Annotated in this window: 18 protein-coding genes and 2 tRNA genes; 7 read left to right on the top strand and 13 right to left on the bottom strand. The window is 70.1% G+C overall.

Features of this window, described 5'->3' with window-relative positions; genetic code table 11:
• Positions 1 to 9 precede the first annotated feature (9 nt).
• Positions 10 to 1431 (top strand): NAD(P)H-hydrate dehydratase, encoded by a 1422-nt coding sequence (locus VFE82_RS06855; RefSeq protein WP_324999509.1) that lies wholly within the window; start codon positions 10 to 12, stop codon positions 1429 to 1431.
• On the opposite strand, the gene VFE82_RS06850 is transcribed toward VFE82_RS06855, so the two are convergent.
• Positions 1428 to 2195, bottom strand: a complete 768-nt coding sequence (locus VFE82_RS06850; protein ID WP_324999508.1) for an SDR family oxidoreductase — start codon at positions 2193 to 2195, stop codon at positions 1428 to 1430. The genes VFE82_RS06855 and VFE82_RS06850 overlap by 4 nt on opposite strands.
• Positions 2196 to 2214: 19 nt before the next feature.
• Complete coding sequence (gene rnr, locus VFE82_RS06845; RefSeq protein WP_414708745.1) at positions 2215 to 4431, bottom strand: ribonuclease R; 2217 nt, start codon at positions 4429 to 4431, stop codon at positions 2215 to 2217.
• A 56-nt stretch (positions 4432 to 4487) separates the two neighbouring features.
• Here rnr and VFE82_RS06840 point away from each other — a divergent pair.
• Positions 4488 to 4572: transfer RNA gene (locus VFE82_RS06840), tRNA-Leu, on the top strand.
• An 81-nt stretch (positions 4573 to 4653) separates the two neighbouring features.
• On the opposite strand, the gene rimO is transcribed toward VFE82_RS06840, so the two are convergent.
• From rimO to VFE82_RS06815, 5 genes are all read right to left on the bottom strand, one after another.
• A complete protein-coding gene (rimO, locus tag VFE82_RS06835; protein WP_324999507.1) occupies positions 4654 to 6036 on the bottom strand; it encodes a 30S ribosomal protein S12 methylthiotransferase RimO in 1383 nt (460 codons plus the stop codon).
• Positions 6037 to 6162: 126 nt separating this feature from the next.
• On the bottom strand, positions 6163 to 6702 hold the full coding sequence (phaR, locus tag VFE82_RS06830) for a polyhydroxyalkanoate synthesis repressor PhaR (protein ID WP_324999506.1): 540 nt from the start codon (positions 6700 to 6702) through the stop codon (positions 6163 to 6165).
• 209 nt (positions 6703 to 6911) lie between these two features.
• Positions 6912 to 6988, bottom strand: a tRNA-Val gene (locus VFE82_RS06825).
• A 56-nt stretch (positions 6989 to 7044) separates the two neighbouring features.
• The gene (locus VFE82_RS06820) at positions 7045 to 9249 is read right to left on the bottom strand and encodes a bifunctional (p)ppGpp synthetase/guanosine-3',5'-bis(diphosphate) 3'-pyrophosphohydrolase (RefSeq protein WP_324999505.1); all 2205 of its coding nucleotides are present in this window, start codon (positions 9247 to 9249) and stop codon (positions 7045 to 7047) included.
• Positions 9246 to 10148, bottom strand: coding sequence for an alpha/beta hydrolase (locus tag VFE82_RS06815; protein WP_324999504.1), 903 nt, complete (start codon positions 10146 to 10148; stop codon positions 9246 to 9248). Before VFE82_RS06815 ends, VFE82_RS06820 begins: the two co-directional genes overlap by 4 nt.
• A gap of 79 nt (positions 10149 to 10227) precedes the next feature.
• Here VFE82_RS06815 and VFE82_RS06810 point away from each other — a divergent pair, with 79 nt between their 5' ends.
• Positions 10228 to 10998, top strand: a complete 771-nt coding sequence (locus tag VFE82_RS06810) for a 3-hydroxybutyrate dehydrogenase (RefSeq protein WP_324999503.1) — start codon at positions 10228 to 10230, stop codon at positions 10996 to 10998.
• 4 nt (positions 10999 to 11002) lie between these two features.
• On the opposite strand, the gene VFE82_RS06805 is transcribed toward VFE82_RS06810, so the two are convergent.
• The 3 genes from VFE82_RS06805 to VFE82_RS06795 are packed head-to-tail and all read right to left on the bottom strand — an operon-like array spanning position 11003 to position 13586.
• Positions 11003 to 11815, bottom strand: coding sequence for a metallophosphoesterase (locus VFE82_RS06805; protein ID WP_324999502.1), 813 nt, complete (start codon positions 11813 to 11815; stop codon positions 11003 to 11005).
• Between the two features lie 28 nt (positions 11816 to 11843).
• On the bottom strand, positions 11844 to 12827 hold the full coding sequence (locus tag VFE82_RS06800; RefSeq protein WP_324999501.1) for a diacylglycerol/lipid kinase family protein: 984 nt from the start codon (positions 12825 to 12827) through the stop codon (positions 11844 to 11846).
• A gap of 48 nt (positions 12828 to 12875) precedes the next feature.
• Positions 12876 to 13586, bottom strand: coding sequence for an SIMPL domain-containing protein (locus VFE82_RS06795; protein WP_324999500.1), 711 nt, complete (start codon positions 13584 to 13586; stop codon positions 12876 to 12878).
• 164 nt (positions 13587 to 13750) lie between these two features.
• On the opposite strand from VFE82_RS06795, the gene ompR reads away from it, so the two are divergent.
• Together ompR and VFE82_RS06785 are read left to right on the top strand one after the other, a co-directional pair.
• Positions 13751 to 14482, top strand: coding sequence for a two-component system response regulator OmpR (gene ompR, locus VFE82_RS06790; RefSeq protein ID WP_324999499.1), 732 nt, complete (start codon positions 13751 to 13753; stop codon positions 14480 to 14482).
• 116 nt (positions 14483 to 14598) lie between these two features.
• Positions 14599 to 16053 carry a sensor histidine kinase gene (locus VFE82_RS06785; RefSeq protein ID WP_324999498.1) on the top strand — a complete coding sequence of 485 codons (1455 nt, stop codon included), beginning with the start codon at positions 14599 to 14601 and terminating at the stop codon, positions 16051 to 16053.
• Positions 16054 to 16143: 90 nt separating this feature from the next.
• On the opposite strand, the gene ispF is transcribed toward VFE82_RS06785, so the two are convergent.
• A complete protein-coding gene (gene ispF, locus VFE82_RS06780) occupies positions 16144 to 16635 on the bottom strand; it encodes a 2-C-methyl-D-erythritol 2,4-cyclodiphosphate synthase (RefSeq protein WP_324999497.1) in 492 nt (163 codons plus the stop codon).
• On the bottom strand, positions 16632 to 17330 hold the full coding sequence (ispD, locus tag VFE82_RS06775) for a 2-C-methyl-D-erythritol 4-phosphate cytidylyltransferase (RefSeq protein WP_324999496.1): 699 nt from the start codon (positions 17328 to 17330) through the stop codon (positions 16632 to 16634). Before ispD ends, ispF begins: the two co-directional genes overlap by 4 nt.
• Before the next feature lie 70 nt (positions 17331 to 17400).
• On the opposite strand from ispD, the gene mfd reads away from it, so the two are divergent.
• Complete coding sequence (gene mfd, locus VFE82_RS06770) at positions 17401 to 20871, top strand: transcription-repair coupling factor (protein WP_324999495.1); 3471 nt, start codon at positions 17401 to 17403, stop codon at positions 20869 to 20871.
• 73 nt (positions 20872 to 20944) lie between these two features.
• On the opposite strand, the gene VFE82_RS06765 is transcribed toward mfd, so the two are convergent.
• Complete coding sequence (locus VFE82_RS06765) at positions 20945 to 22726, bottom strand: carboxylesterase/lipase family protein (protein ID WP_324999494.1); 1782 nt, start codon at positions 22724 to 22726, stop codon at positions 20945 to 20947.
• A 168-nt stretch (positions 22727 to 22894) separates the two neighbouring features.
• Here VFE82_RS06765 and serB point away from each other — a divergent pair, with 168 nt between their 5' ends.
• Positions 22895 to 23623: a phosphoserine phosphatase SerB gene (gene serB / locus VFE82_RS06760; RefSeq protein WP_324999493.1), complete on the top strand. Its 729-nt coding sequence runs from the start codon at positions 22895 to 22897 to the stop codon at positions 23621 to 23623.
• The last annotated feature ends 11 nt before the right edge of the window (positions 23624 to 23634 follow it).

Here is a 23634-nt window from a genome sequence, read left to right as displayed (position 1 = left end):
AATCGCCGCATGCAACGGGTCACGGCCGATCGTCGGTGGCCGCTGTTCGACGTCGCTGCCACGCGGCGCCTCGAGCACGCGGCCGCTGCCTCCCTCCCCGCCCACACGCTGATGCAGCGCGCCGGACTCGCCACGGCCCGGCTCGCGCTGGCCGTCGCCCCACACGCGCGCCATGTGTGGCTGGCCTGCGGCCCCGGCAACAATGGCGGTGACGGCCTGGAGGCCGCCCTCCATCTGCGGCAATGGGGCAAGCAGGTGACGGTGACCCTCGCCAGTGCGCCGGAAGCCTTCCCGCCGGACGCCGCCATGGCCTGGCGACGTGCGCGGCAGGCCGGCGTTCCGGTCGCGCGCGATCCACCCGCCGACTGGGACCTCTGTGTCGATGCGCTGCTCGGAATCGGCACCGCGCGTCCCCTGCAGGGACCGATCGCGGCGCTCGTGGCAAGGATCAACGTGGCATGCCGGCCCGTCCTGGCGGTCGATGTGCCGACCGGCCTGGCGGCCGACACCGGCGACGGAGAAGCCGTCCGCGCGAGCCACACGCTCAGCCTGCTGACACTGAAGCCCGGACTCTTCACCGGCGGCGGCCGGGATGCCGCGGGACAGGTGTGGTTCGACGGCCTCGGCGTTGCAGCGCCTGCCGACACGGCCTCTGCCTGGTGCAGTGGTCCCCCGCTGGCGACGCCCCGGGCGCACGCGAGCCACAAGGGCACCTGGGGCGACGTCGCGGTGATCGGCGGTGCGCCCGGCATGGAAGGCGCCGCCGCGCTCGCCGCGACGGCCGCGCTTCACGCCGGCGCCGGCCGCGTGTTCCTGGGCGCCCTCTCCGATGCGCGCGGCCCCGCCGCGGCCGAAGTGATGCTCCGGGACTGGTCGACGCTGCCGTTGGAGTCGCTGGCCGTGGCTTGCGGCTGTGGCGGCGGCGCCGCCGTGGCCAGCGTGCTGCCCCAGGTGCTGACGCGCGCGAAGTCCCTGGTGCTCGATGCCGACGGGCTCAATGCCGTCGCCGCGGAGCCTGCGCTGCAGGCGCAGCTGCGGGCGCGCGAGGGCAGCACCGTCCTCACGCCCCACCCGCTCGAAGCCGCACGGCTACTGGGCGCGACCACCCGCGAGGTGCAGTCGGACCGCTTGGGCAGCGCGCGAGAGCTGGCGCAGCGGTTCCGCTGCACCGTGCTGCTGAAGGGATCCGGCTCCGTGGCGGCGGCCCCCGGCCGCCCACCGGCGCTCAACCCGACCGGCAACGCCCGGTTGGCCACCGGCGGCACCGGCGACGTGCTGGCGGGCTGGGTGGCGGCCGCCCTGGCAGCCGGCACACCGGCGTTCGAGGCGGCGTGCGGCGTCGCCTACCGCCACGGCCAGGTGGCCGATGGCTGGATCTCGCCACGCACGCTGACGGCGGGCGACCTCGCCCGCGCCGCGACGCCGCTCTAGCCGCGGCCCACGAAAGGCATCTTCGTGGCCATGACGGTGTGGAACAGCACGTTCGCCTCGAGCGGCAGATTGGCCATGTAGAGCACCGACTGGCCGACGATGTTCACGTCCATCAGCGGCTCGACCGCGATCTCGCCGTTGGCCTGCGGCACGCCCTTGGCCATGCGCATTGCCATCTCGGTGGCGGCGTTGCCGATGTCGATCTGCCCGACCGCGATGTCGTACTTGCGACCGTCGAGCGAAGCGGTCTTGGTCAGCCCACTGACCGCGTGCTTGGTCGCCGTGTAGGCGATCGAGCCAGGCCGCGGCGCATGCGCCGAGATCGACCCGTTGTTGATGATGCGGCCGCCGCGCGGCGACTGCGCCTTCATCACGCGGAACGCACACTGGATGGCATAGAACATGCCGTTCAGATTGGTGTCCACCACCTCGCGCCACTTCTCGACCGGGAGGTCCTCCAGCGGCACGCCGGGCGCGTTCACGCCGGCGTTGTTGAACAGCAGGTCGACGCGCCCCCACTGCCGGACCGTTCGATCGAACAGGACCTGCACGGATGCCGGATCGGCCACGTTCGTGGGGACGGCCAAGCCCTCGCCACCCGCCGCCTCGGCAAGGGTGGCGCGCAACGGGTCCTCCCGGCGGCCCGCCACGGCCACGCGCCAGCCGGCGCCCAGCAAGGCCAGCGCCGCAGCCTTGCCGACGCCGCTGCCGCCGCCGGTGACGATGGCCACCCGGCCGCCCTGGTTCTCCTGGTTGTTCTGCATCCTGATCTCCTCCTGTGGTTCAGCGCCGGCTCTTGCGGCTCTTGCCCTTGGACGCAGCGGCCTTCTTCACCGCCGCCGTGAGCGACTGGATCGGCGACCGGTCGCCTGCCTTGACGGCCTTCTTGGCGGCCCGCTTGGCCGTGCCCTTGGCCGCGGCACCGGCCGACGCGCCCTTGTCGCGCATTGCACGCAACTCCAGGTCGTCGCCCTCGCGCACCAGCCGGAAGTCGATCTTGCGGCCATCCAGGTCGACACGGCTCACCTGCACCCGCACCCGCGTGCCGATGGCGTAGCGGATGCCCGTGCGTTCGCCGCGCAGTTCCTGGCGCGTCTCGTCGAACTTGAAGTACTCGCCGCCCAGCTCGGTGATGTGCACCAGACCTTCGACGTAGAGCGCGTCGAGCGTGACGAAGATGCCGAAGGTGGTGGCCGCACTGACCACGCCGCCGTATTCCTCGCCGAGATGCTCGCGCATGTACTTGCACTTGAGCCAAGCCTCGACGTCGCGACTGGCCTCGTCGGCGCGCCGCTCGTTGGCGCTGCAGTGCAGGCCGGCCGCTTCCCAGGCCTGCACCTCGCGGCTGTTGACGACCGGCTTCTTCGGCTTCTGCCCGGGCGCGGCCACGCGGCTGGCCAGACGGCGGGCCAGCTTCTCGTGCGCCTCGCCCGGCGTCGGCAGCGCGGGCAGCGTGTAGTGCCCCTTGGCGAGGATGGCCTTGATGACGCGGTGGACCAGCAGGTCGGGGTAGCGCCGGATCGGGCTGGTGAAGTGCGTGTAGGCGTCGTAAGCCAGCCCGAAGTGGCCGCTGTTGATCGGCGTGTAGATCGCCTGCTGCATCGAGCGCAGCAGCATCGTGTGGATCTGCTGCGAATCGGGCCGTTCCTTGGTCGCCAGGGCAATCTTCTGGAACTCACCGGGCATCGGCTCGTCGCTGATGGTCAGGCCGACGCCCATGGCCTTCAGGTAGTTGCGCAGGATCTCCTTCTTCTCCGGCGTCGGGCCTTCGTGCACCCGGTACAGCCCGGGATGCTTGCCCTCCTGGATGAAGTCGGCCGCGCACACGTTCGCCGCGAGCATGGCTTCCTCGATCAACCGATGCGCGTCGTTGCGCGTGCGCGGCACGATCTTCTCGATGCGGCCGTTCTCGTCGCAGACGATCTGGGTCTCGGTCGTCTCGAAGTCCACGGCCCCGCGCACCTCGCGCGCCTTGAGCAGCGCCCGGTACACGTCGTGCAGGTTGATCAGGTCGCCCACCCGCTCCTTGCGACGCTGGGCCTCCGGTCCCCGGGTGTTGGCCAGGATCGCCGCCACCTCGGTGTACGTGAGGCGTGCATGGCTCCACATCACCGCCGGGTAGAACTGGTAGGCCTGGATCTCGCCGGTCGAGGCGATGAGCATGTCGCACACCATGCACAGGCGATCGACTTCGGGGTTCAACGAGCACAGGCCGTTGGACAGCTTCTCCGGCAGCATCGGGATCACCCGCCGCGGGAAGTACACGCTGGTGGCGCGGTCGTAGGCGTCGATGTCGATCGCACTGCCCGTCTCGACGTAGTGGCTGACGTCGGCGATGGCCACCAGCAGACGCCAGCCCTTGCCACGGCCGACCTTGGCGGGCTCGCAGTAGACGGCATCGTCGAAGTCGCGCGCGTCCTCGCCGTCGATCGTGACCAGCGGAACGTCCGTCAGGTCCACCCGGTGCTTGCGGTCAGCAGGCCGCACCTTGTCGGGCAGCGTGCGGGCCATCGCGATGCACGCCTCGGAGAACTCGTGCGGCACGCCGTACTTGCGCACCGCGATCTCGATCTCCATGCCGGGGTCGTCGATCTCGCCCAGCACTTCCTTGATGCGGCCGACCGGCTGTCCGTAAAGACTGGGCGGTTCGGTGAGTTCGACCACCACCACCTGGCCCGGCTTGGCCGTGCCGGTGGCGCCCTTGGGAATCAGCACGTCCTGGCCGTAGCGCTTGTCCTCGGGGGCGACCAGCCAGACACCGCTCTCGTGCAGCAGCCTGCCGATGATCGGCTGCGGCGGCCGCTCGACGATCTCGACGACCCGCCCCTCCGGCCGACCGCGACGGTCGTGCCGGACGATGCGGGCGCGCACCCGGTCCTTGTGCAACACCGCCCGCATCTCGTTGGGCGGGAGGTAGAGATCGGTCTCGCCATCGTCGCGAACCACGTAGCCGTGGCCGTCGCGATGCCCCTGGATCACGCCTTCGATTTCATCGAGCAGGCCTGCCGTTTGTTGTCCGTTATTTTTGATGCTAGAATCCTTTTCTTTCCTGAAATGCCCAGGTGGCGGAATTGGTAGACGCACTAGTTTCAGGTACTAGCGAGTAACATCGTGGGGGTTCGAGTCCCTTCCTGGGCACCAGACAGATGATAAAGCCGGCCACGCCGGCTTTGTCTTTGATGACAGGCCGCTTGCAATGCAGGCGGCCTTTTTTTTGGCCGGTCAGACCGGCACCCCCACCAGATCGTGTCCTTCGGCCGCCACGATGCGCGCCCTGGTGAACTCGCCGGCCCGCAGTTGCTTGCTCAGCTTTTCGGGTGGCAGCAACCGGACCGTGCCGTCGATCTCCGGGGCGTCCGCGTAGCTTCGGCCGACACCGCCCTTGCGGCCCAGGCCCGGGGCGGAGTCCACCAGCACCTGCATCGTCGCCCCGATGCGGCGGCGCAGCCGCTCGGCCGACACCTGCTCGGCCACCGCCATGAAGCGCGTCCGGCGCTCCTCGCGGAGTTCGGCCGGCACCATGCCGGGCAGTTCGTTGGCGGCCGCCCCCACGACCGGGCTGTAGGCAAAGCAGCCCGCCCGATCGATCTGCGCCTCACGCACGAAGTCCAGCAGGTGCTGGAACTCCGCCTCCGTCTCGCCCGGGAAGCCGGCGATGAACGTGCTGCGCACCACCAGCTCGGGGCAGGCTTCGCGCCAGCGCTGGATCCGCTCCAGGTTGCGCTCGCCACTGGCCGGGCGCTTCATGCGACGCAGCACGTCGGGGTGGCTGTGCTGGAACGGCACGTCCAGGTACGGAAGCACCGCGCCGCCGGCCATCAACGGCATCACGTCGTCCACCGACGGGTAAGGGTAGACGTAGTGCAGCCGCACCCACGCGCCGAAAGGCTGCGCCAGTTCGCCCAGCGCCTGCACCAGCTCCAGCAGGCGCGTCTTCACCGGACGCCCATCGAAGAAGCCGGTGCGGTACTTGACATCGACGCCGTAGGCCGACGTGTCCTGGCTGACGACCAGCAGCTCCTTGACGCCGCCCTCGAAGAGCGCGCGCGCCTCCTTCAGCACGTCGCCGATCGGTCGGCTGACCAGGTCGCCGCGCATCGACGGGATGATGCAGAAGGTGCAGCGGTGGTTGCAGCCCTCGCTGATCTTGAGATAGGCGTAGTGCTTCGGTGTCAGCTTGATGCCAGCGGCCGGCACCAGGTCGATGAACGGGTCGTGCGGCTTGGGCAGGTGCGTGTGCACCGCGTCCATCACCTCCTGGGTGGCATGCGGGCCCGTCACGGCCAGCACCGACGGATGCATCTGCCGCACCAGGTTGCCGCCGCCGTCGCCTTCGCGGGCGCCCAGACAACCGGTGACGATGACGCGCCCGTTGCCCGACAGCGCTTCGCCGATGGTGTCCAGGCTCTCCTTGACGGCGTCGTCGATGAACCCGCAGGTGTTGACGATCACCAGATCGGCGCCCTCGAACGTCTTGGAGGTCTGGTAGCCCTCGGCGCTCAGCTGGGTCAGGATCAGCTCGGAGTCGGTCAGCGCCTTCGGGCAGCCGAGGCTGACGAAGCCGACCTTCGGGGAACGGGCCTCGCCCGCGGAAACTTCACTCATGTTGCGTATTGTCCCTCGGGCCGGTCGAAGACCTTCCAGCAGGGATGTGGGGGTTGCGCGGCGGGAGGAGCACGCCCGCGGCGGGGAGCACGGGCGCGCCGGCCGATGGCCGGCACCCGTGCGAACTCAGCGCTTGACGCCGAAGGCGCCGAGCATCTGCTCGGTCTGCTTCTGCATCTGCTCCTGCATCTTCTCGAACATGGCCTTGGACTGCTCGACGTAGGTGCCCATCATCGGGTTCTGCATGTTCACGAACTGGGCCCACATCTCGGGGGTCAGCTGCTTGGACTGCTGCGCCAGCTGGGCCTGCAGGTCGGTGAACGCCTGGACGTTCTTCTCGATGTAGCTGCCCATGAAGCCCTGCGCGGCATGACCGTAGAACCGGATGATGTTGGCCAGCGCGGCCTCGCTGAACATCGGCGCGCCACCTGCCTCCTCCTCCAGGATGACCTGCAGCAGGATGCTGCGGGTGAGGTCCTCGTTCGTCTTGGCGTCGCGCACCACGAACGGCTCGCTGTCCATGACCAGCCGCTTGATCTCGGCCAGCGTGATGTAGGTCGAGGTGTCGGTGTCGTAGAGCCGCCGGTTGGGATACTTCTTGATGACGCGCTGCGCCGGCGGGGCGGCACTGGCTTTCTTGCTTTGCACGGGGGCGACTCCTGGCATGTGCGGCGGGCGACGCGCGCCGCATGATGTGTTTGCGCAGTGCAACAGATTCTAGGAGGCGGCCATCGACGCATCCCCAAGGTTTACCCGGAGCCCGGCCGCGGCGGTCGTGGCCGCCGTGCCGACGCATGCAAGCCCCTCAGGGCTGCATGGAACGGGATGGAAGACTGCCGGACCCCGAAGGGTCTTGCCGATGGCCGGCAAGGCAGTGGTAGGCGCGATTGGACTCGAACCAACGACCCCCACCATGTCAAGGTGGTGCTCTAACCAGCTGAGCTACGCGCCTGGGGTGTTGAAGCCCACGATTGTAGCAGACCGCGAACGCACGTCTCCTGGAAGTGCTCAGCGCCGGCGCGCGGTGCGCACGCCGGGCACCTCGGCCACCATTCCCAGCACCCGTCCGAGTCGCGCCGAATCGCCGATCTCCACCGTGAACGTCATCCAGGCGGTGCCCTTGACCGACTGCGTCTGCACACCCACGACGTTCATCTTTTCCTTGGCGAACACTTCCGAGATGTCGCGCAGCAGGCCCTGCCGGTCGGCGGCCTCGACCGACACGTCGACCGGGTAGACGGCTGCGCCGTCCGACTTGGGGCGGCCCCACTCCACCTCGATCACGCGTTCGCCGTGGCGCGAAGCGAGCTCGCGGAAGTTGCTGCAGTCGTTGCGGTGGATGCTCACGCCCTTGCCGCGCGTGACGAAGCCGGCGATCGCGTCGGGCGGAGCTGGCTTGCAGCAGCGCGCCAGCTGGGTCATCAGCGAATCGATGCCGACCACCAGCACGCCGCCCTTGGCCACCTTCTCGGGAGCCCTCGCCTTCTTCAGCAGCAGGTACTCGTCGGGCGGGAGCGGTGCCTCGGGCGGGTTGAGCAGCGTCTCGATGTTGCGCAGCGAGAACTCGTCCTTCCCCACCACGAAGAACAGGTCGTCGGCCGTCTTGAACCCCAGCTGTGCGGCCAGGTCGGCCTGCTTCATGGCCGTGCGTCCCTCGCGCTGCAGCAGCTTCTCCACCGCTTCCCGGCCGCGGGAGATCGTCTCGTGGCGCAGCTGTTCGTTGAACCAGGCGCGCACCTTGGCCTTGGCACGATGGCTGGCCAGGAACTTCAGCTCGGCGTTCAGCCAGTCGCGCGACGGGCCGCCTTCCTTGACCGTGATGATCTCGACCGTCTGGCCGTTCTGCAGCACGGTGTTCAGCGGCACCATCGCGCCGTCGACGCGGGCCCCGCGGCAGCGGTGCCCGAGGTTGGTGTGCACGCTGTAGGCAAAGTCCACGGGCGTGGCGCCCTGCGGCAGCTCCACGATCGCGGCGTCGGGCGTGAGCACGTAGATCCGGTCCTCGAACAGCCCTTGCGTCGCCCCGGCGAGGTCGCGCTCCCATGCCAGGAGCTGGCGCAGCACGGCGATCTTCGCGTCGTACTCGCCCGCCGCCGCCACGCCGGCGTAGCCCTTCGCCCCCGCCTCCTTGTACGCCCAGTGCGCAGCGACGCCGTGCTCGGCATGCTCGTGCATGGCCTGGGTGCGGATCTGGATCTCGATCGGCCGCCCGGACCCGTCGCGCACCACGGTGTGCAGCGACTGGTAGCCGTTCGGCTTGGGCTTGGCGATGTAGTCGTCGAACTCCGACACGATCGGCTCGAAGCGCTGGTGCACCCACGACAGCGCGGCGTAGCAGTCGGCGACGCGCGGCACGATCACGCGCAGCGCGCGCACATCGAACACGCGCTCGAAGTCCAGCGACTTGCCGCGCATCTTCTTGACGATGCTGTAGATGTGCTTGGGCCGGCCCTGCACCTGGGCGGCGATGTCCTGCCGCTGGAGCTCCGCCTCCAGTTCGTGGCGCAGCTGCTCGACGTAGACCTCCCGCTCGGCCCGCTTCTCGTCCAGGAGCCGCGCGACCTGCTTGTAGGTTTCGGGTTCCAGGAAGCGGAACGCGAGGTCCTCCATCTCCCACTTGACCTGCCAGATCCCCAGGCGATTGGCCAGGGGCGCGAACACGTGCAGCGACTCGCGCGCGATGCTCGGCGGCGCCACGCTCTTCTGCGATGCGTGCCAGCGCAGCGTCTGCAGTCGCGAAGCCAGGCGCAGCATGACGACCCGCAGGTCGCGCGAGAACGCCAGCAGCATCTTGCGCACGTTCTCGGTCTGCACGCGCGGATCGTCGAGCGGGCGCCCGGCGTCCTGTGCCGAGCGGGCCTGCCGCTGCACGCGCACCAGCTCGGTGGTCTCCCTGGCCAGCGCGGCATAGCTGTCGCCGAAGGCCTTGGCGATCACCTCCTGCGGCCGGGCCAGGTGCGGCCAGGCATAGACAAGGTAGCTGGCCGCCTGCATCGCCTCGGCACCGCCCATGGACCGCAGGATGCCGGCGACCGCGTCGGCATGCGCCAGCGTGTTCTCGCCCGTGTCCAGCGTCTCGCTCGCGATGAACGGCTCGGCGAAGGCGCGGGCGCGCGCCAGCGCATGCGCCTGCCGCGGCAGCGCATGCTCCGTCGCGGCGATCAGTTCGGGAACCGTGCCGCTGTCCGGTGGCTCGGCCAGCAGGGTCTTCATGGCCGCAGCAGGAACGATGCGACGGCGTCCACCTGGTCCGGCGCGACCAGGGTCGGGGCGTGGCCCACGGCTTCGAATTCGACGACCTGCGCGCAGGGGCCACGCGCGGCCATGGCCTGCGCGGTGTCCCGCGCGAGCAGGTCCGAGTCGCCGCCGCGCAGCAGCAGCGTGGGCGCCTCGATCGCGTCGTAGAGCGCCCACAGCGCGGCCTGCCCCTCGGCCGCCGAAGCTTCCGTGACGCTGCGGAAGGGCACCGCGATGGCCGGGTCGTAGTGCAGCGTCCAGCCGCCCTCCGGCAGCGGGCGCACCATGGGCTCGGAGAGCTCCAGCCACTGCGCCGCCGTGTGCGGTCCGAAACTGCGCGAGATCTGCCACAGCGCGTCCGCGGCCTGCTGCACCGTGTCGAAGCGCCCGGTGTTGCCGAGGTAGGTGCCGATGCGCTGCAGCGCCTGCCACTGGATGACCGGGCCGACATCGTTCAGGACCAGGCGTGCCACGGGCACCGGCAGCGGCAGCTTGGGGGTGCCGGCGATCGCCATGCCGATCAGTCCGCCCATGCTGGTGCCCACCCAGGACAGCTCGGCCAACGGCGCCTGCGCCTGCAGCGCCCCGATCAGGGCCAGCATGTCGGCCACGTAGGTCCGCAGGTCGTAGCCCTGCGGATCCTTCAGCCACTCGCTGCGGCCGCGCCCGACGACGTCGGGACAGACCACGCGCACTCGCCCGCCGGCCCGTTCGACCAGCGCCCGCGCGAGCACGTCGAAGTCGCGGCCCTGCCGGGCCAGGCCATGCACACAGACCACCGCCCGCGGCGCCGCCGCATCACCCCAGGCCCAGTACGCCATGCGGTGCCCACCCGAGGCGTCGGCGCAGGGTACGTAGTTCAGCGTAGGGGGCATGGCGAGGGAAACGTCCGATACTCGCGGGCTCGGCTCGCGCCCGCGTTGCGCATCGTACCAATCACACGGAGACAGCCACATGCTCAAAGGCAAGACCGCCCTCGTCACGGGCTCCACCAGCGGCATCGGATTGGGCATCGCCCTGGCCCTGGCCCGGCAGGGCGCGAACATCGTGCTCAACGGTTTCGGCGACACCGAGGGCCCCAAGGCCGAGGTGGCCCGGCTGGGCGTGCGCGTCGGCTACCACGGCGCGGACATGAGCAAGCCCGCGGAGATCGAGGCCATGATGCAGTACGCCGCCGCGCAGTTCGGCCGCGTCGACATTCTGATCAACAACGCCGGCATCCAGCACGTGGCAAAGGTCGAGGATTTCCCGCCGGAGCGCTGGGATGCCGTCATCGCCATCAACCTGTCCAGTGCGTTCCACGCCACCCGGCTCGCCCTCCCCGCGATGAAGGCGGCCAACTGGGGCCGCATCATCAACGTCGCCTCGGTGCACGGCCTGGTCGCCTCGGCCGAGAAGGTGGCCTACGTGGCCGCCAAGCACGGCATCGTCGGCATGACCAAGGTGGTCGCACTCGAGACCGCCACGACCGGCGTCACCTGCAACGCCATCTGCCCGGGCTGGGTGCTCACGCCGCTGGTGCAGAAGCAGGTGGACGCGAAGGCCGCCGCGAACGGATGGACGAACGAGGAAGCCACGCGCCGCCTGCTCGGCGAGAAGGAGCCCTCCATGCAGTTCACCACCCCCGAGGAGCTGGGCGAGCTGGCCGTGTTCTTCTGTTCGGCGGCCGCCAACAACGTGCGCGGCGTGGCCTGGAACATGGACGGCGGCTGGGCCGCGCAGTGACCGTTCAGGCCAGCGGCAGGATCCGCCGCTCGGCCGTTTCGAAGCCGCCGGCCTTGGCGGAGTAGTCCCATCGTTCCACGGCGCAGCGGCGCGGTTCACCCGCCCGCGGCGTGCTCCACTCGATCAGGTTGACCGAATTGCACGTGCCGTGGCGCACGCGCTCCGAGACGGCCGTGCCGGCTTGCACGCACCACATCGGCCGGGCCACGGCCTGCGGCCCCGTCGCCAGGTCCAGCACGTAAGGCAGGTGGATGTGACCGCCCAGCACGAGGTCTGCGCCCGCGACCGACCAGGCCTGCAGCGCGGGCCCCGCGCCGCGCAGGCGGTCATGCTCGTCCTCGGGCCTCGACACGGCGGCGGGCTGGTGCGTGACCACGATCCGCAGCTGTCCGCGGCGCGCCTGGCGCAGCTGGCTGGACACGCGTGCCACCTGCTCGGCGGACACCACGCCGTTCTTGTGGCGGTTCGGGCGGGTGGTGTTCACGCCAACCACGAACAGGTCCTGGGTTTCCACGAACGGTTCCAGCCGCGGCCCGAAGGCCTCGAGGTAGCCTGCGTACGGCCGGAACAGGCGGCCGACCACGTCGAACAGCGGGATGTCGTGGTTGCCCGGCAGCGCCAGCATCCTGGCGATCCCGAGCTCCCGGCAGAAGTCGGCGGCGGCGGCGAACTCGGACTGGCGCGCCCGCTGCGTCACGTCACCGCTGAAGACCAGCACGTCGGGTCGCCGCTCGCGCGCCAGCGCCACGAGGGCGGCGACGACAGGCGGTTTCTCGGTCCCGAAATGGGTGTCGGAGATGTGGATTAGCAGGCTCAATGCCGCTCCCAGCCGGACTGCCACGACGTCATTCGATGGGCACCTTGTCCTGCGGCGCTGGCTGCAGCAGGGTCAGCGGGCGTGACGCGACCGCGAACCGCAGCGGCGGACGCATCACGCCCACCTCGCCGTCGGCTGCGACCTTCAGCTTGCGCATGCCGAGCACGTTCACCTTGAGCGAGCGGAACGCGAAGCTGTGCACCTGCTCGGCCTCGCCGAGGCGCCCGAACGCCCCGCGCAGCATCAGCCACACCATCGTCAGGGTGCCGATCGGCTTGGGCATGACCGCGGCAAGTCGCTCCTGTCCCACCCGCCCCACCACCTCCGGCGCGATGCCGATGCGTCCGAGTTGCAGCCGGTTGTTGCCGACGAACAGCGTGGGCGTCGTGACGCGGGTGCGTTCGCCGTCCATTTCGATCTCCAGCGACAGCTGGCGCCGCCACTCAAACAGCGTGACCAGCCCCGACAGGATGGCCACCCAGCGGTGCCGCCCGAACTGCCGCTTGAAGGTTTCGCGGTCCTGCAGCAGCTGCGGGTACAGGCCCAGGCTCGCGTTGACCAGGAACAGCCGGTCGTTGACCTCGCCGACCTGCACCGGCCCGGGACGCGCATTCAGCAGTGCGCGGGCGGCCGCTTCGAGCTCCTGGGCGATCCCGTGGTCGCGCCCGAACAGATTGAACGTGCCTTGCGGCAGCACGCCCAGCATGCACCCGTGGCGCCATGCCGCCTGCGCCACGGTGTTGATGGTGCCGTCGCCGCCGACCGCCACGATGGCGCCGCCGCAACCGCGCGCCTGCTGCGCCGCCCGGTCGGCGGCCTGGGCGAGGTCTGACGGACCGGACACGGCCACGAACCGGTGCCGGCGGCCGGCCTCGTCGAACACCCGCGCCAGGGTGTCCCGCGTTTGCTGCGAGTCGTGTTCGCCGGAGCCGGGGTTGATCACCACGAACAGCTCGGGGCCCGAGGCGGGAGTCGCATCGGTCGCGAGATCGTCTGTTTGCGCGGCAAGCATGGCAGCCCAGCTTAGGGGCGAGGCCGCTGGTGCAGCGTCGGACGTTGCCTACCGCAGCTGTACGGAACCCGACACGTTCACCAGCACGGAGGCACGGCCTGCCTCGACGGGAACGGCTGCGTCGGCCGCAGCCGACTTGGCCTCCATGGCGAGCATCCGCGGCCGCGGCGGCATGCCCTGGTCGGCCGCCTGGACGGAGACTTCGCGCAGCGTGTAGCCGCCGAAGCCGAAGCCCCGCGCCAGCTCGCCGGCCTTGGCGCGGAAGCTGGCAACGGCCTGTGCCTGCGCATCCCGCTCAGCCAGTTCCCGCTGCCCCCGGCTCAGCCGGAAAGCAGCCTGGGACACTGCCATGCCCGGGATCCGGCCTGCGGCCTGGCTGATCCGTGCGAAATCGGTGCCCTCCAGCAGCAGCTCGGCAGTTCCCTGCCAGGCGGTGATGCGGCCATCCCGGCCGTAGCGCGGCGACACGGTGAAATTGCCGGTGCGCACATCCAGCTGGCCCGGCTGGGCGACCTTGCGCGCCTCGACCAGGGCGGCGTCGAGCACGCCCTTGAGATGGGTCTGGACTTGGGCCGCGTCCGTGCCTTCACGGGTGACCTGGAGCTGCAAAGCCAAGAGGTCCTGCGGGACTTCGACGGTCGCGCTGGCGGACAGCTGGAGCACGTTCTCGGGCACCGGCTGGATCTGGGCCCAGGCGCCGGTTGAGGCCAGCAGAACGGTGAGCGGGAGAATCCGGATGCGTTGGGAAAATGGTGTCATGTGTGCTCAACGTGCGTTGCGACGCTCGGTTCACCGTACCAAAGTGATTCGTTCCCAGGCGGGGCAACTTATGTAACAGTATGTCAGTCACCCCCGGAAAACGCCGCACGGGGGCTGGCGGGGCCTTCAGAATCGCCGCTGTTACAAATACGATTTGGAGCATCATGACACAAGCCGCAGCCCGCACTGACAAGATCCTGGTGGTCGACGACGATGCGCGTATCCGCGACCTGCTCAGGCGCTACCTGACCCAGGAAGGCTTCGAAGTCATCCTCGCCGAGGACGGCAAGGCCCTCAACCGGCTGATGCTCCGGGAGACCGCCGACCTGATCGTGCTCGACCTGATGATGCCCGGCGAGGACGGGCTCTCCATCTGCCGCCGTCTGCGCGCCGCCAACGACCGCACGCCCATCATCATGCTGACCGCCAAGGGCGAGGACGTCGACCGGATCGTCGGGCTGGAAGTGGGCGCCGACGACTACCTCGGCAAGCCGTTCAACCCGCGCGAACTGCTGGCCCGTGTGCACGCCGTCCTGCGCCGCCGGCCCGCCCAGGAAGCGCCCGGCGCGCCCTCCAGCGAGAACGAAGTGGTCACCTTTGGCCCCTTCGCCTTCGATCTGGGCGCCCGCACGCTGCGCAAGAACGGCGACGAACTGCCGCTGACGACCGGCGAATTCGCCATGCTCAAGGCGCTGGTGCGCCACCCCCGCCAGCCGCTGTCGCGCGAGAAGCTGGCGCAGCTGGCCCGTGGCCGCGAATTCGAGCCGTTCGACCGCAGCCTGGACGTGCAGGTCTCCCGCCTGCGCAAGCTGGTCGAGCTGGATCCGGCCGCGCCGCGCTACATCCAGACCGTGTGGGGTGTCGGCTACGTCTTCGTGCCGGACGGCGCGGGCTGAGCCCCCGCCCGGGCGCGGCAATGCCAGAATGGCTGCGCCGCATCCATTGACGAGATGACACTCGCAGTTCAACCAGCCGGGCGCGGCCCGCGTCATTTCGTCTTGCGCACGTTCACATGATCCGAGGGGTTTCCACCAGCATCGACGCCACCGGCCCGGCGCCGCTCGAGACGGCGCCCGCGCCGCTCGAGATGCGCCCGCGCGTCGGCCTGTCGCTGTTCTGGCGCACGTTCTTCCTGCTGTCGCTGCTGCTGATCGGCTCGATCGTGGCCTGGCTGCAGACCTTCCGCGCGCTCGAGTTCGAGCCGCGCGCGGTGCAGACCGCGCAGCAGATCGCGTCCCTGGTGAACCTGAGCAGGGCCGCGCTGCGCTACTCCGATGCGATCGCCCGGGTCTCGCTCATCAAGACCCTGGCCGAGCAGGAAGGCGTGCGCATCCTGCCCAGCAAGCCGACCGACGTGTACATGCTGTTCGATTCGAGCGCGCTCGACCAGCGCATTGCCGACGAACTGGTCGGCCGGCTCGGGCCGGGTACCGTCCTGGCGTCCACCGTCAACGGCGAGAAGGGCTTCTGGGTCGGCTTCAAGATCGACGCCGATGCCTACTGGCTGCTGATGGACCGCAACCGCTTCACGCAGGTCGGCGGCAAGACCTGGCTGATCTGGCTGATCACGGCGGCGGGGCTGTCACTGGCCGGCGCCGCTTTGATCGCCCGGCTGATCAACCGGCCGCTCAAGCAGCTGTCGTTCGCCGCCAGCCGGGTGCGCGACGGCGATTTCGACGCCAGCCGCCTCGACGAGCGTGCCGTCACCAGCGAGATCCGCGAGGTGAACATCGGCTTCAACCGCATGGCGCAGCAGCTGGCCAAGATCGAGCAGGACCGGGCCGTGATGCTGGCCGGCATCTCGCACGACCTGCGCACCCCGCTGGCGCGGCTGCGGCTGGAAACGGAGATGAGCGTCGCCGATGCCGACGCCCGCGAGCACATGGCGGCCGACATCGACCAGCTCGACGCCATCATCGACAAGTTCCTCGACTACGCCCGCCCCGACCATGCCGAGCTCAAGCCGGTGTGCCTGCGCGACGTGGTCGACGCCTGCGTCTATGCGGTCCAGGACCATGGCGACATGCGCATCAACGTCGACGTGTCCAGGAGCCTGTACGTCCTGGCCGACGAGGTGGAACTCGCCCGCGTGATCTCCAACCTGCTGGAGAACGCGCGCCGTTACGGCAAGACGCCGGAGACCGGCATCGCGGTGGTCGATCTGGCCGCCAAGTCCCGCAACGAGTGGGTGCTGCTGAAGGTGCGCGACCACGGCATGGGCGTGGCACCGGAGGCCATCCCCAACCTGATCAAGCCGTTCTTCCGCGGCGATGCCGCGCGCACGGCGGCCACGGGCGCCGGCCTGGGCCTGGCCATCGTCGACAAGACGGTGCAGCGCATGGGCGGCATCTTCGCCCTGGCCAACACCACCTCGGGCGGGCTGGCCGCGCACATCAAGCTGCAAAAGCCCCGGGCGCCGCTGGAAGGCGACGCGGCCCCGCAGGACCGCACCGAAGCAATCAGCTGAAGCCGCGGGGTCCGGGCACCCGCGGGGCCCCAGGTGGCAGGCGGCCCCTGGCCGTCCGCGCGGCGCGGTGGCGAAGCGCCGCGCCGCTGGTCAGGCCTGGCCTGCGGCGCCCGTGAGCAGCACCACTGCGCGCGCCTCGATGCTCTGGCCCTGCCCCACCGGACCGAGCTTCTCGGCGGTCTTGGCCTTCACGTTCACCTGCGACGTCGCCACGCCGAGGACCCGGGCGATCTGCGTCCGCATGGCGTCGATGTGGGGCGCCAGCTTCGGCGCCTGCGCGACCACGGTGCTGTCGACGTTGCCGATCGCGTAACCGGCCGCCGCCACCCGGCGCGCCGCCTCGGCGAGCAGGACGCTCGAATCGGCGCCCCGGAACTGCGGATCGGTGTCCGGGAAATGCCGGCCGATGTCGCCCAGGCCGGCGGCCCCCAGCAACGCGTCGGTGATCGCGTGCAGCAGCACGTCCGCGTCCGAATGCCCGAGCAGGCCGCGATCGAACGGGATGGTCACCCCGCCGATCACGAGCAGCCGGCCGGGCACCAGTGCATGCACGTCCCAACCTTCACCGATGCGCAGCGTCATGTCGCCCTGCTCCTGAGAACGGCCTCGGCCAGGGCGAAATCCTCCGGCCAGGTCACCTTGAAATTGGCCGCGCTGCCGGCCACCAGCAGCGGCCGCAGGCCCAGCGCCTCGATCGCGGAGGCTTCGTCCGTGACCTGGGTGCCAGCCTGCGCGAGCGCGCGGCGCAGCATCGCGATGCGGAACATCTGCGGCGTCTGGGCCAGCCACTTGCCCTGCCGCGGCAGCGTGACGCCCACGCGGCCGCCCTCCTCCGCCTTGAGCGTGTCGGCCAGCGGCTGGGCCAGCAGCCCTCCGACGTCGTCATCCTGGCAAGCGTCGATCAGGCGGTCGACCAGGTCCGGCGTGACCAGACAGCGTGCCGCATCGTGCACCAGCACCCAGTCGTGGTCCGCCGCGCCCAGGCGCTGCAGCTCGCCCAGGCCGTTGGCGACGCTGGCGGCGCGCGTGTCACCGCCGCAGCCGGCCACGGTGTAGCCATCGCCTGGCGGCATGCGGCGGTCGTCCGGCGCGACGACCACCAGCACCGTCGCGAGACGCCCGACCTTGGCCAGCGCTCCCAGCGTGTGCAGCACCAGCGGAGTGCCCGCCAGCGGCTGGTACTGCTTGGGCGCGGCGGTGCCGGCGCGGCTGCCCGTGCCGGCGCAGGGCAGCAGCGCGTGGCAGCGCGCAGGGAGATTGGTCGGATGAGCAGGCATGGAGTCGGGGGCCATTCTAGAATCGACCCACCACCCGTCACCTCGCCGTGCCGGGTGTTTTGCATTCCTCATGGATCTTCCCAAGCTGTCTCCCGGCAAGCGCTTCGGCCTGCCCCGCCCGCCCGGTTCGGCGGACGCCCTGCTCCTGGCCCGCGTGGCCCTGCGCGAGAAGGACGCCGGCCATCCCACTGGCATCGTCACCAGCGGCGCGGCCGATGCGCAGCGACTGCTGGACGAACTCGCGTTCTTCGCGCCCGACCTGCGGGTGGCCCTGTTCCCCGACTGGGAGACGCTGCCCTACGACACCTTCTCGCCGCACCAGGACCTGATCAGCGAGCGGCTCGCCACGCTCTGGCGCATCTCGCAGGGCGAAGCCGACGTGGTGATCGTCCCCGCCACCACCGCCCTCTACCGGGTGGCGCCGCCTTCCTTCCTGGCCGGCTACACCTTCGCGTTCAAGGTCAGGCAGAAGCTGGAGGAGGCGCGGCTGAAGGCGCAGCTGACGCTGGCCGGCTACAACCATGTCACGCAGGTGGTGAGCCCGGGCGAGTACGCGGTGCGCGGGGGGCTGATCGACCTGTTCCCCATGGGCTCGCCCGTGCCCTACCGAGTGGACCTGTTCGACGACGAGATCGACTCGATCCGCACCTTCGACCCGGACAGCCAGCGCAGCCTGTACCCGGTGCCCGAAGTGCGCCTGCTGCCCGGTCGCGAGTTCCCGATGGACGACGACGCCCGGGCCAGGTTCCGCAGCCGCTGGCGCGAGCTCCTGGAAGGCGACCCCACCAAGAGCCGCATCTACAAGGACATCGGCAACGGGGTGGCCACCGCCGGCATCGAGTACTACCTGCCGCTGTTCTTCGACGACACCGCGACGGTGTTCGACTACCTCGGCCCGCAGGCCACGCTGGTCCTGCACGGCGATCTCGAACCGGCGTTCCAGCGCTTCTGGCAGGACACCCGCGACCGCCACCGGCTGCTGCAGGGCGATCCCGAGCGTCCGCTGCTGCCGCCCGAATCGCTGTTCCTGACCATCGAGCAGTTCTATGCCCGCGCCAACGAGCACGCGCAGCTGGGCGTGCGCCCCGGCGTCCAAGACGTGGCGGACAGCGCGTTGTTCCAGAAGCTGCCCGACCTGTCGGTGGTGCGCGGGGCGGAAGATCCGCTGGCCCGCCTGAAGCAGCACATCGCCGCGACCGCGCACCGCGTGCTGCTGCTGGCCGAGAGCGCCGGCCGGCGCGAGAGCCTGCTCGATTTCCTGCGCGCCAGCCAGGTGTCGCCGCCGGCGTTCGACTCGCTGGAGGAGTTCGAGGGCAGCGACGAGAAGGTCGGCATCGCGACCGCGGCCCTCACCGAGGGCTTCTCCTGGACGGCGCAGGGCCTGGACTTCGTCACCGAGACCGAGCTGTTCGCCACCGGACCGACCACGCGCCGGCGCCGCAAGCAGGAGCAGGTCAGCGACGTCGAGTCGCTGATCAAGGACCTGTCCGAACTGAACGTGGGCGATCCCGTGGTGCACACGCAGCACGGCATCGGCCGCTACCGGGGCCTGGTCAACATGGATCTGGGCCAGGGCACGAATGCGGATGGCTCGCCGGCGATGCAGGAGTTCCTGCACCTCGAGTACGCCGACAAGGCCACCCTCTACGTGCCGGTCAGCCAGCTGCACCAGATCAGCCGCTACACGGGCGTGTCTGCCGACGAGGCGCCGCTGCACAAGCTGGGGTCCGGCCAGTGGGAGAAGGCCCGGCGCAAGGCGGCCGAGCAGGTGCGCGACACCGCCGCCGAGCTGCTGAACATCTACGCGCGGCGCGCCGCGCGGGAAGGCCACGCGTTCCGCTTCTCGCCCCAGGACTACGAGACCTTCGCCAACGATTTCGGTTTCGAGGAGACGGCCGACCAGAACGCCGCCATCCACGCGGTGATCCAGGACATGGTGTCGCCCCGTCCGATGGACCGGCTGGTGTGCGGCGACGTCGGCTTCGGCAAGACCGAGGTGGCGCTGCGCGCCGCGTTCATCGCGGTCACGGGCGGCAAGCAGGTGGCGTTCCTGGCGCCCACCACGCTGCTGGCGGAGCAGCATTACCAGACGCTGGTGGACCGCTTCTCCAAGTGGCCCGTGAAGGTGGCCGAGATGAGCCGGTTCCGCTCGCAGAAGGAGGTCACCGCGGCCGCCAAGGGTCTGGCTGACGGCAGCGTGGACATCGTGGTCGGCACGCACAAGCTGCTCTCGGGCAGCACCAGGTTCAAGAACCTGGGTCTGCTCATCATCGACGAGGAGCACCGCTTCGGCGTGCGCCACAAGGAGGCGATGAAGGCGCTGCGCGCCGAGGTCGACGTGCTGACCCTCACGGCCACCCCGATCCCGCGCACGCTGGGCATGGCGCTGGAGGGCCTGCGGGACCTGTCGGTCATCGCCACGGCGCCGCAGCGGCGGCTGGCGATCAAGACCTTCGTGCGCAGCGAGAGCAACGGCGTGATCCGCGAGGCCGTGCTGCGCGAGCTCAAGCGCGGTGGCCAGGTCTACTTCCTGCACAACGAAGTGGAGACCATCGAGAACCGCCGCGAGCGGCTGGAGGCGCTGCTGCCCGAGGCACGCATTGCGGTCGCCCACGGCCAGATGCCCGAGCGCGAGCTGGAACGCGTGATGCGCGAATTCGTGCAGCAGCGCTACAACGTGCTGCTGTGCTCGACCATCATCGAGACCGGCATCGACGTGCCCACGGCCAACACCATCGTGATCAGCCGCGCCGACAAGTTCGGGCTGGCGCAGCTGCACCAGCTGCGCGGCCGGGTGGGCCGCAGCCACCACCAGGCTTATGCGTACCTGATGGTTCCCGACCTCGAGAGCCTCACGCGGCAGGCTTCGCAACGGCTCGAGGCGATCCAGCAGATGGAGGAACTGGGCTCGGGCTTCTACCTGGCGATGCACGACCTGGAGATCCGCGGGGCCGGCGAGGTCCTGGGCGAGAACCAGAGCGGCAACATGCTGGAGGTCGGCTTCCAGATGTACAACGAGATGCTGTCCGAGGCGGTGCGCTCGCTCAAGGCGGGCAAGGAGCCGGACCTGCTGTCTCCGCTCTCGGCCACGACCGAGATCAACCTGCACGCGCCCGCCCTGCTGCCCGACGACTATTGCGGCGACGTGCACCTGCGGCTGTCGTTCTACAAGAAGCTGGCCACGGCCAAGACCACCGACCAGGTGGACGGACTGCTCGAGGAGATCGTCGACCGCTTCGGCAAGCTGCCGCCGCAGGCGCAGACTTTGATCGACGTGCACCGGCTGCGCGTGCTGGCCCGTCCTTACGGCGTGGCCAAGGTGGACGCGGCGCCCGGCGTGACGCACATCACCTTCAAGCCCAATCCGCCGATCGACTCGATGCGCATCATCGAGCTGGTGCAGAAGAACCGCCACATCAAGCTGGCCGGCAACGAGAAGCTGCGCATCGAGCGCGAACTCAAGGAGCCCAAGGACCGGGCCCAGATGGTGCGCGACGTGCTGCGCTCGCTGGGGCAGCCGAAGGTGGCCGAGCCGGTCTGACCCCGCCGGCGCGGGGTGCGACCGGCGGCCCGTGCCGGCCCCCGCCGCCGGCACGGGCGCGGCGCTCGGGTCCTCAGAACGTGAGGCCGCTCCAGGTCGACGAGCACTGGTGGTCCTGCTCGAAGCTGGCTAGCGGCTGGATCCCGCCGCCCGAGGCGACGTCCAGGCCGAGCACCGTGGCGGCCGACGTGAACGCGGGCCAGCGGGCCGGCACCGCAGCGCCCCGGTTGGGGTTGCCCGTCTGCGCGAAGTTGGTCCAGTAGGTGCTCATCGCCTCCTGCAGGGCGCGCCGCTCGTGGTTGGGCAGCTCGCGCAGATTGAACAGGTACTGGATCTCGTACGAGTGCGCCGCGCGCTGCGGCGTCGCGACCGTCGGGTTGCCTGCCGCGTCGGCCCCGATCGAGGGCAGCGCCGTCTGGTCGCGGAACTCGTACATCCAGACCGGGGTGGACTGCTGCGCCGCGCGCTTCGACAGATTCAGCGCCGGGCAGGCGAAGATGAAGTCCGTGCCTTGTGCGGTCGCGCCGCGCACGGGCGCCAGCGGGTCGGCCGCGCCACCGTAGTGGGCCAGCGGGTAGGCCGCGAGCAGAGCCGCCGCCGTGGTGCCGCTGCCGGCCGCCTGGCCCGCCAGCGTCGGACCGTAGGTCGCGGCGGTGGGTGCCACGAACGCGAGGTTGGCCGGGTCCGTGTTGCCGCCCGCCGCCGCACGCCGGCCGAGCTCGCCGATGGCCAGGAACAGCGACCATTCGTCCTGGTTCGAGCCGTTGAGCAGCGGCACTCTGTTGTTCTGCCCGGCGGCGAAGGTGGCCTTGATCGACTGCGGCAGCACGTGGCCGTCGATCGAGGGGACCGGGCTCGACTGCGACGCGTTGAAGGCGGCGGCGAGCTGCGTCGACACCACCGACGTCGGCAACGAGCGCAGGCAGGCGGCATCGACCGTTCCGCCAGGGCAGCTCACGCCGGCGGCCGCCAGCGCGTTGTCGACGATGGTCGTGCTGGCGGCCTCCAGCGCTGCCTGGGGCAGCTGGCGGTCGAACGCGTAGCCGCCGCTTTGCACGATCGCCTTGTGGAACAGGCCGGCCGACAGCGGAGAAGCCAGGTGCGTCATCACGCTGAAGCCACCGGCCGATTCGCCGAACAGGGTCACGTTGCGCGCGTCGCCCGCGAAGGCGGCGATGTTGGCCTTCACCCAGCGCAGCGCGGCCTGCTGGTCCAGGATGCCGTAGTTGCCCACGCTGCCCGGCGGCACGCCGCCAGCACCGGTGGCACGCAGCGCCGGATGGCCGAGAAAGCCCATCGCCCCGAGCCGGTAGGCGACGTTGACGACCACCACGCCCTTGGAGACGAGCGGCGAAGGGTCGGCATAGGTCGCCGTCCCGCCGGTGTTGAAGGCGCCGCCGTGGAACCAGACCATCACCGGGAAGGGACCGTGCCCCCCGGTCGGCGCGTGCACGTCGAGGTAGAGGCAGTCCTCCTGGCCGCCGGCGAGGCGGAACGGGCTGGCGCTGGTCTGCAGGCACGGTGCCGAGGAGGCCGTGTTGTCCAGCAGTCCGCGCCAGCGTGCCGGCTGGGCCGGCGGCGCCCAGCGCAGGTCACCCACGGGCGGTGCGGCGTAAGGAATGCCGAAGTAGCTGCGCATGCCCAGCCGGTCGACGCCGCGCACGGGCCCCTTGTCGGTCACCGCCACGACTGGCGCCCTCGCCCCGTGGCCGTTGCCCTGGTTGAGGTTGACGGCAGCGGGCAGGCTCTCGCCTTCGCTGCCGCCGCCACCGCCGCACGCCGCCACGACGGCCAGCGCCGCAGCGCCGGCCAGCACGCGCCCGAGGCGCGCGACCCATGCCGTTTGTGAACCCATGCTTTGTCTCCTGTTGGTGTGGATGCCCGAACGCATGATCGCCACGCGGGGCACCGCGTCTATCGCCATGGAGACAAGATGAGCTCGTGGCCGAGGGTGTGCGCAGACTCATCGGCGCGCGTTCGAACACGACAGCACGCGCCGGTCGGATGCGACAATTCCGCGACCATGACTGCCCCGCGCGACTCCTTTCCCGGCCTGGCCCTCCAGGGCTTCACGCCACCGCTGCACCTGCACGATTTCCGGCTCGTCGCCTTCGACATGGACTCCACGCTGATCAACATCGAGTGCGTGGACGAGATTGCCGACGCGGCCGGACGCAAGGAGGAGGTGGCGGCGATCACCGAGGCCGCGATGCGGGGCGAGATCACCGACTACAAGGAAAGCCTGCGCCGACGCGTGGCGCTGCTGCGCGGCGTGACGGTGGCCGACATGGAGCTGGTCTACACCACGCGCTTGCAGCTGAACCCGGGCGCAGAGCAGCTGGTCGCGGCCTGCAAGGCGGCCGGGCTGAAGACGCTGCTGGTCTCCGGTGGCTTCACCTTCTTCACCGACCGCATCCGCGACAAGCTGGGCATCGACTTCACCCGCTCCAACGTGCTGGAGATCGAGTCGGGCCCCAACTGCGGCCAGCTCACCGGTCGCATGGTCGACCAGCCCTGGGGCGACATCTGCGACGGTGCCGAGAAGCGCCGGATGCTGCTGGAGACCTGCGCATCGCTGGGCATCGACCCGAAGCAGGCCATTGCCGTGGGCGACGGCGCCAACGACCTGCCGATGATGGGCGTGGCCGGTCTCTCGGTGGCCTACCACGCCAAGCCGAAGGTGCGGGAGCAGGCGATGGTGGCGATCGACGAAGGCGGGCTCGACCGGCTGCTGGAAGTGGTGCGTCCCTAGGGCGCGGCGCC

Source organism: Ramlibacter sp. (genome assembly GCF_035655895.1).
Lineage (GTDB): Bacteria > Pseudomonadota > Gammaproteobacteria > Burkholderiales > Burkholderiaceae_C > Ramlibacter.
Note: the sequence above shows the minus strand (reverse complement) of the source record. Positions and strands in the feature narration are given on the sequence as shown.

Bases quoted from the DNA above. Each gene is read 5' to 3' on its own strand.
- mfd (WP_324999495.1), top strand. From the start codon at position 17,401: ATGGATCTTCCCAAGCTGTCTCCCGGCAAGCGCTTCGGCCTGCCCCGC.
- VFE82_RS06765 (WP_324999494.1), bottom strand. From the start codon at position 22,726: ATGGGTTCACAAACGGCATGGGTCGCGCGCCTCGGGCGCGTGCTGGCC.
- VFE82_RS06795 (WP_324999500.1), bottom strand. From the start codon at position 13,586: ATGACACCATTTTCCCAACGCATCCGGATTCTCCCGCTCACCGTTCTG.
- ispF (WP_324999497.1), bottom strand. From the start codon at position 16,635: ATGACGCTGCGCATCGGTGAAGGTTGGGACGTGCATGCACTGGTGCCC.
- VFE82_RS06815 (WP_324999504.1), bottom strand. From the start codon at position 10,148: ATGCCCCCTACGCTGAACTACGTACCCTGCGCCGACGCCTCGGGTGGG.
- VFE82_RS06855 (WP_324999509.1), top strand. From the start codon at position 10: ATGCAACGGGTCACGGCCGATCGTCGGTGGCCGCTGTTCGACGTCGCT.
- VFE82_RS06785 (WP_324999498.1), top strand. From the start codon at position 14,599: ATGATCCGAGGGGTTTCCACCAGCATCGACGCCACCGGCCCGGCGCCG.
- VFE82_RS06850 (WP_324999508.1), bottom strand. From the start codon at position 2,195: ATGCAGAACAACCAGGAGAACCAGGGCGGCCGGGTGGCCATCGTCACC.
- serB (WP_324999493.1), top strand. From the start codon at position 22,895: ATGACTGCCCCGCGCGACTCCTTTCCCGGCCTGGCCCTCCAGGGCTTC.
- rimO (WP_324999507.1), bottom strand. From the start codon at position 6,036: ATGAGTGAAGTTTCCGCGGGCGAGGCCCGTTCCCCGAAGGTCGGCTTC.
- phaR (WP_324999506.1), bottom strand. From the start codon at position 6,702: ATGCCAGGAGTCGCCCCCGTGCAAAGCAAGAAAGCCAGTGCCGCCCCG.
- VFE82_RS06810 (WP_324999503.1), top strand. From the start codon at position 10,228: ATGCTCAAAGGCAAGACCGCCCTCGTCACGGGCTCCACCAGCGGCATC.
- ompR (WP_324999499.1), top strand. From the start codon at position 13,751: ATGACACAAGCCGCAGCCCGCACTGACAAGATCCTGGTGGTCGACGAC.
- VFE82_RS06800 (WP_324999501.1), bottom strand. From the start codon at position 12,827: ATGCTTGCCGCGCAAACAGACGATCTCGCGACCGATGCGACTCCCGCC.
- ispD (WP_324999496.1), bottom strand. From the start codon at position 17,330: ATGCCTGCTCATCCGACCAATCTCCCTGCGCGCTGCCACGCGCTGCTG.
- VFE82_RS06820 (WP_324999505.1), bottom strand. From the start codon at position 9,249: ATGAAGACCCTGCTGGCCGAGCCACCGGACAGCGGCACGGTTCCCGAA.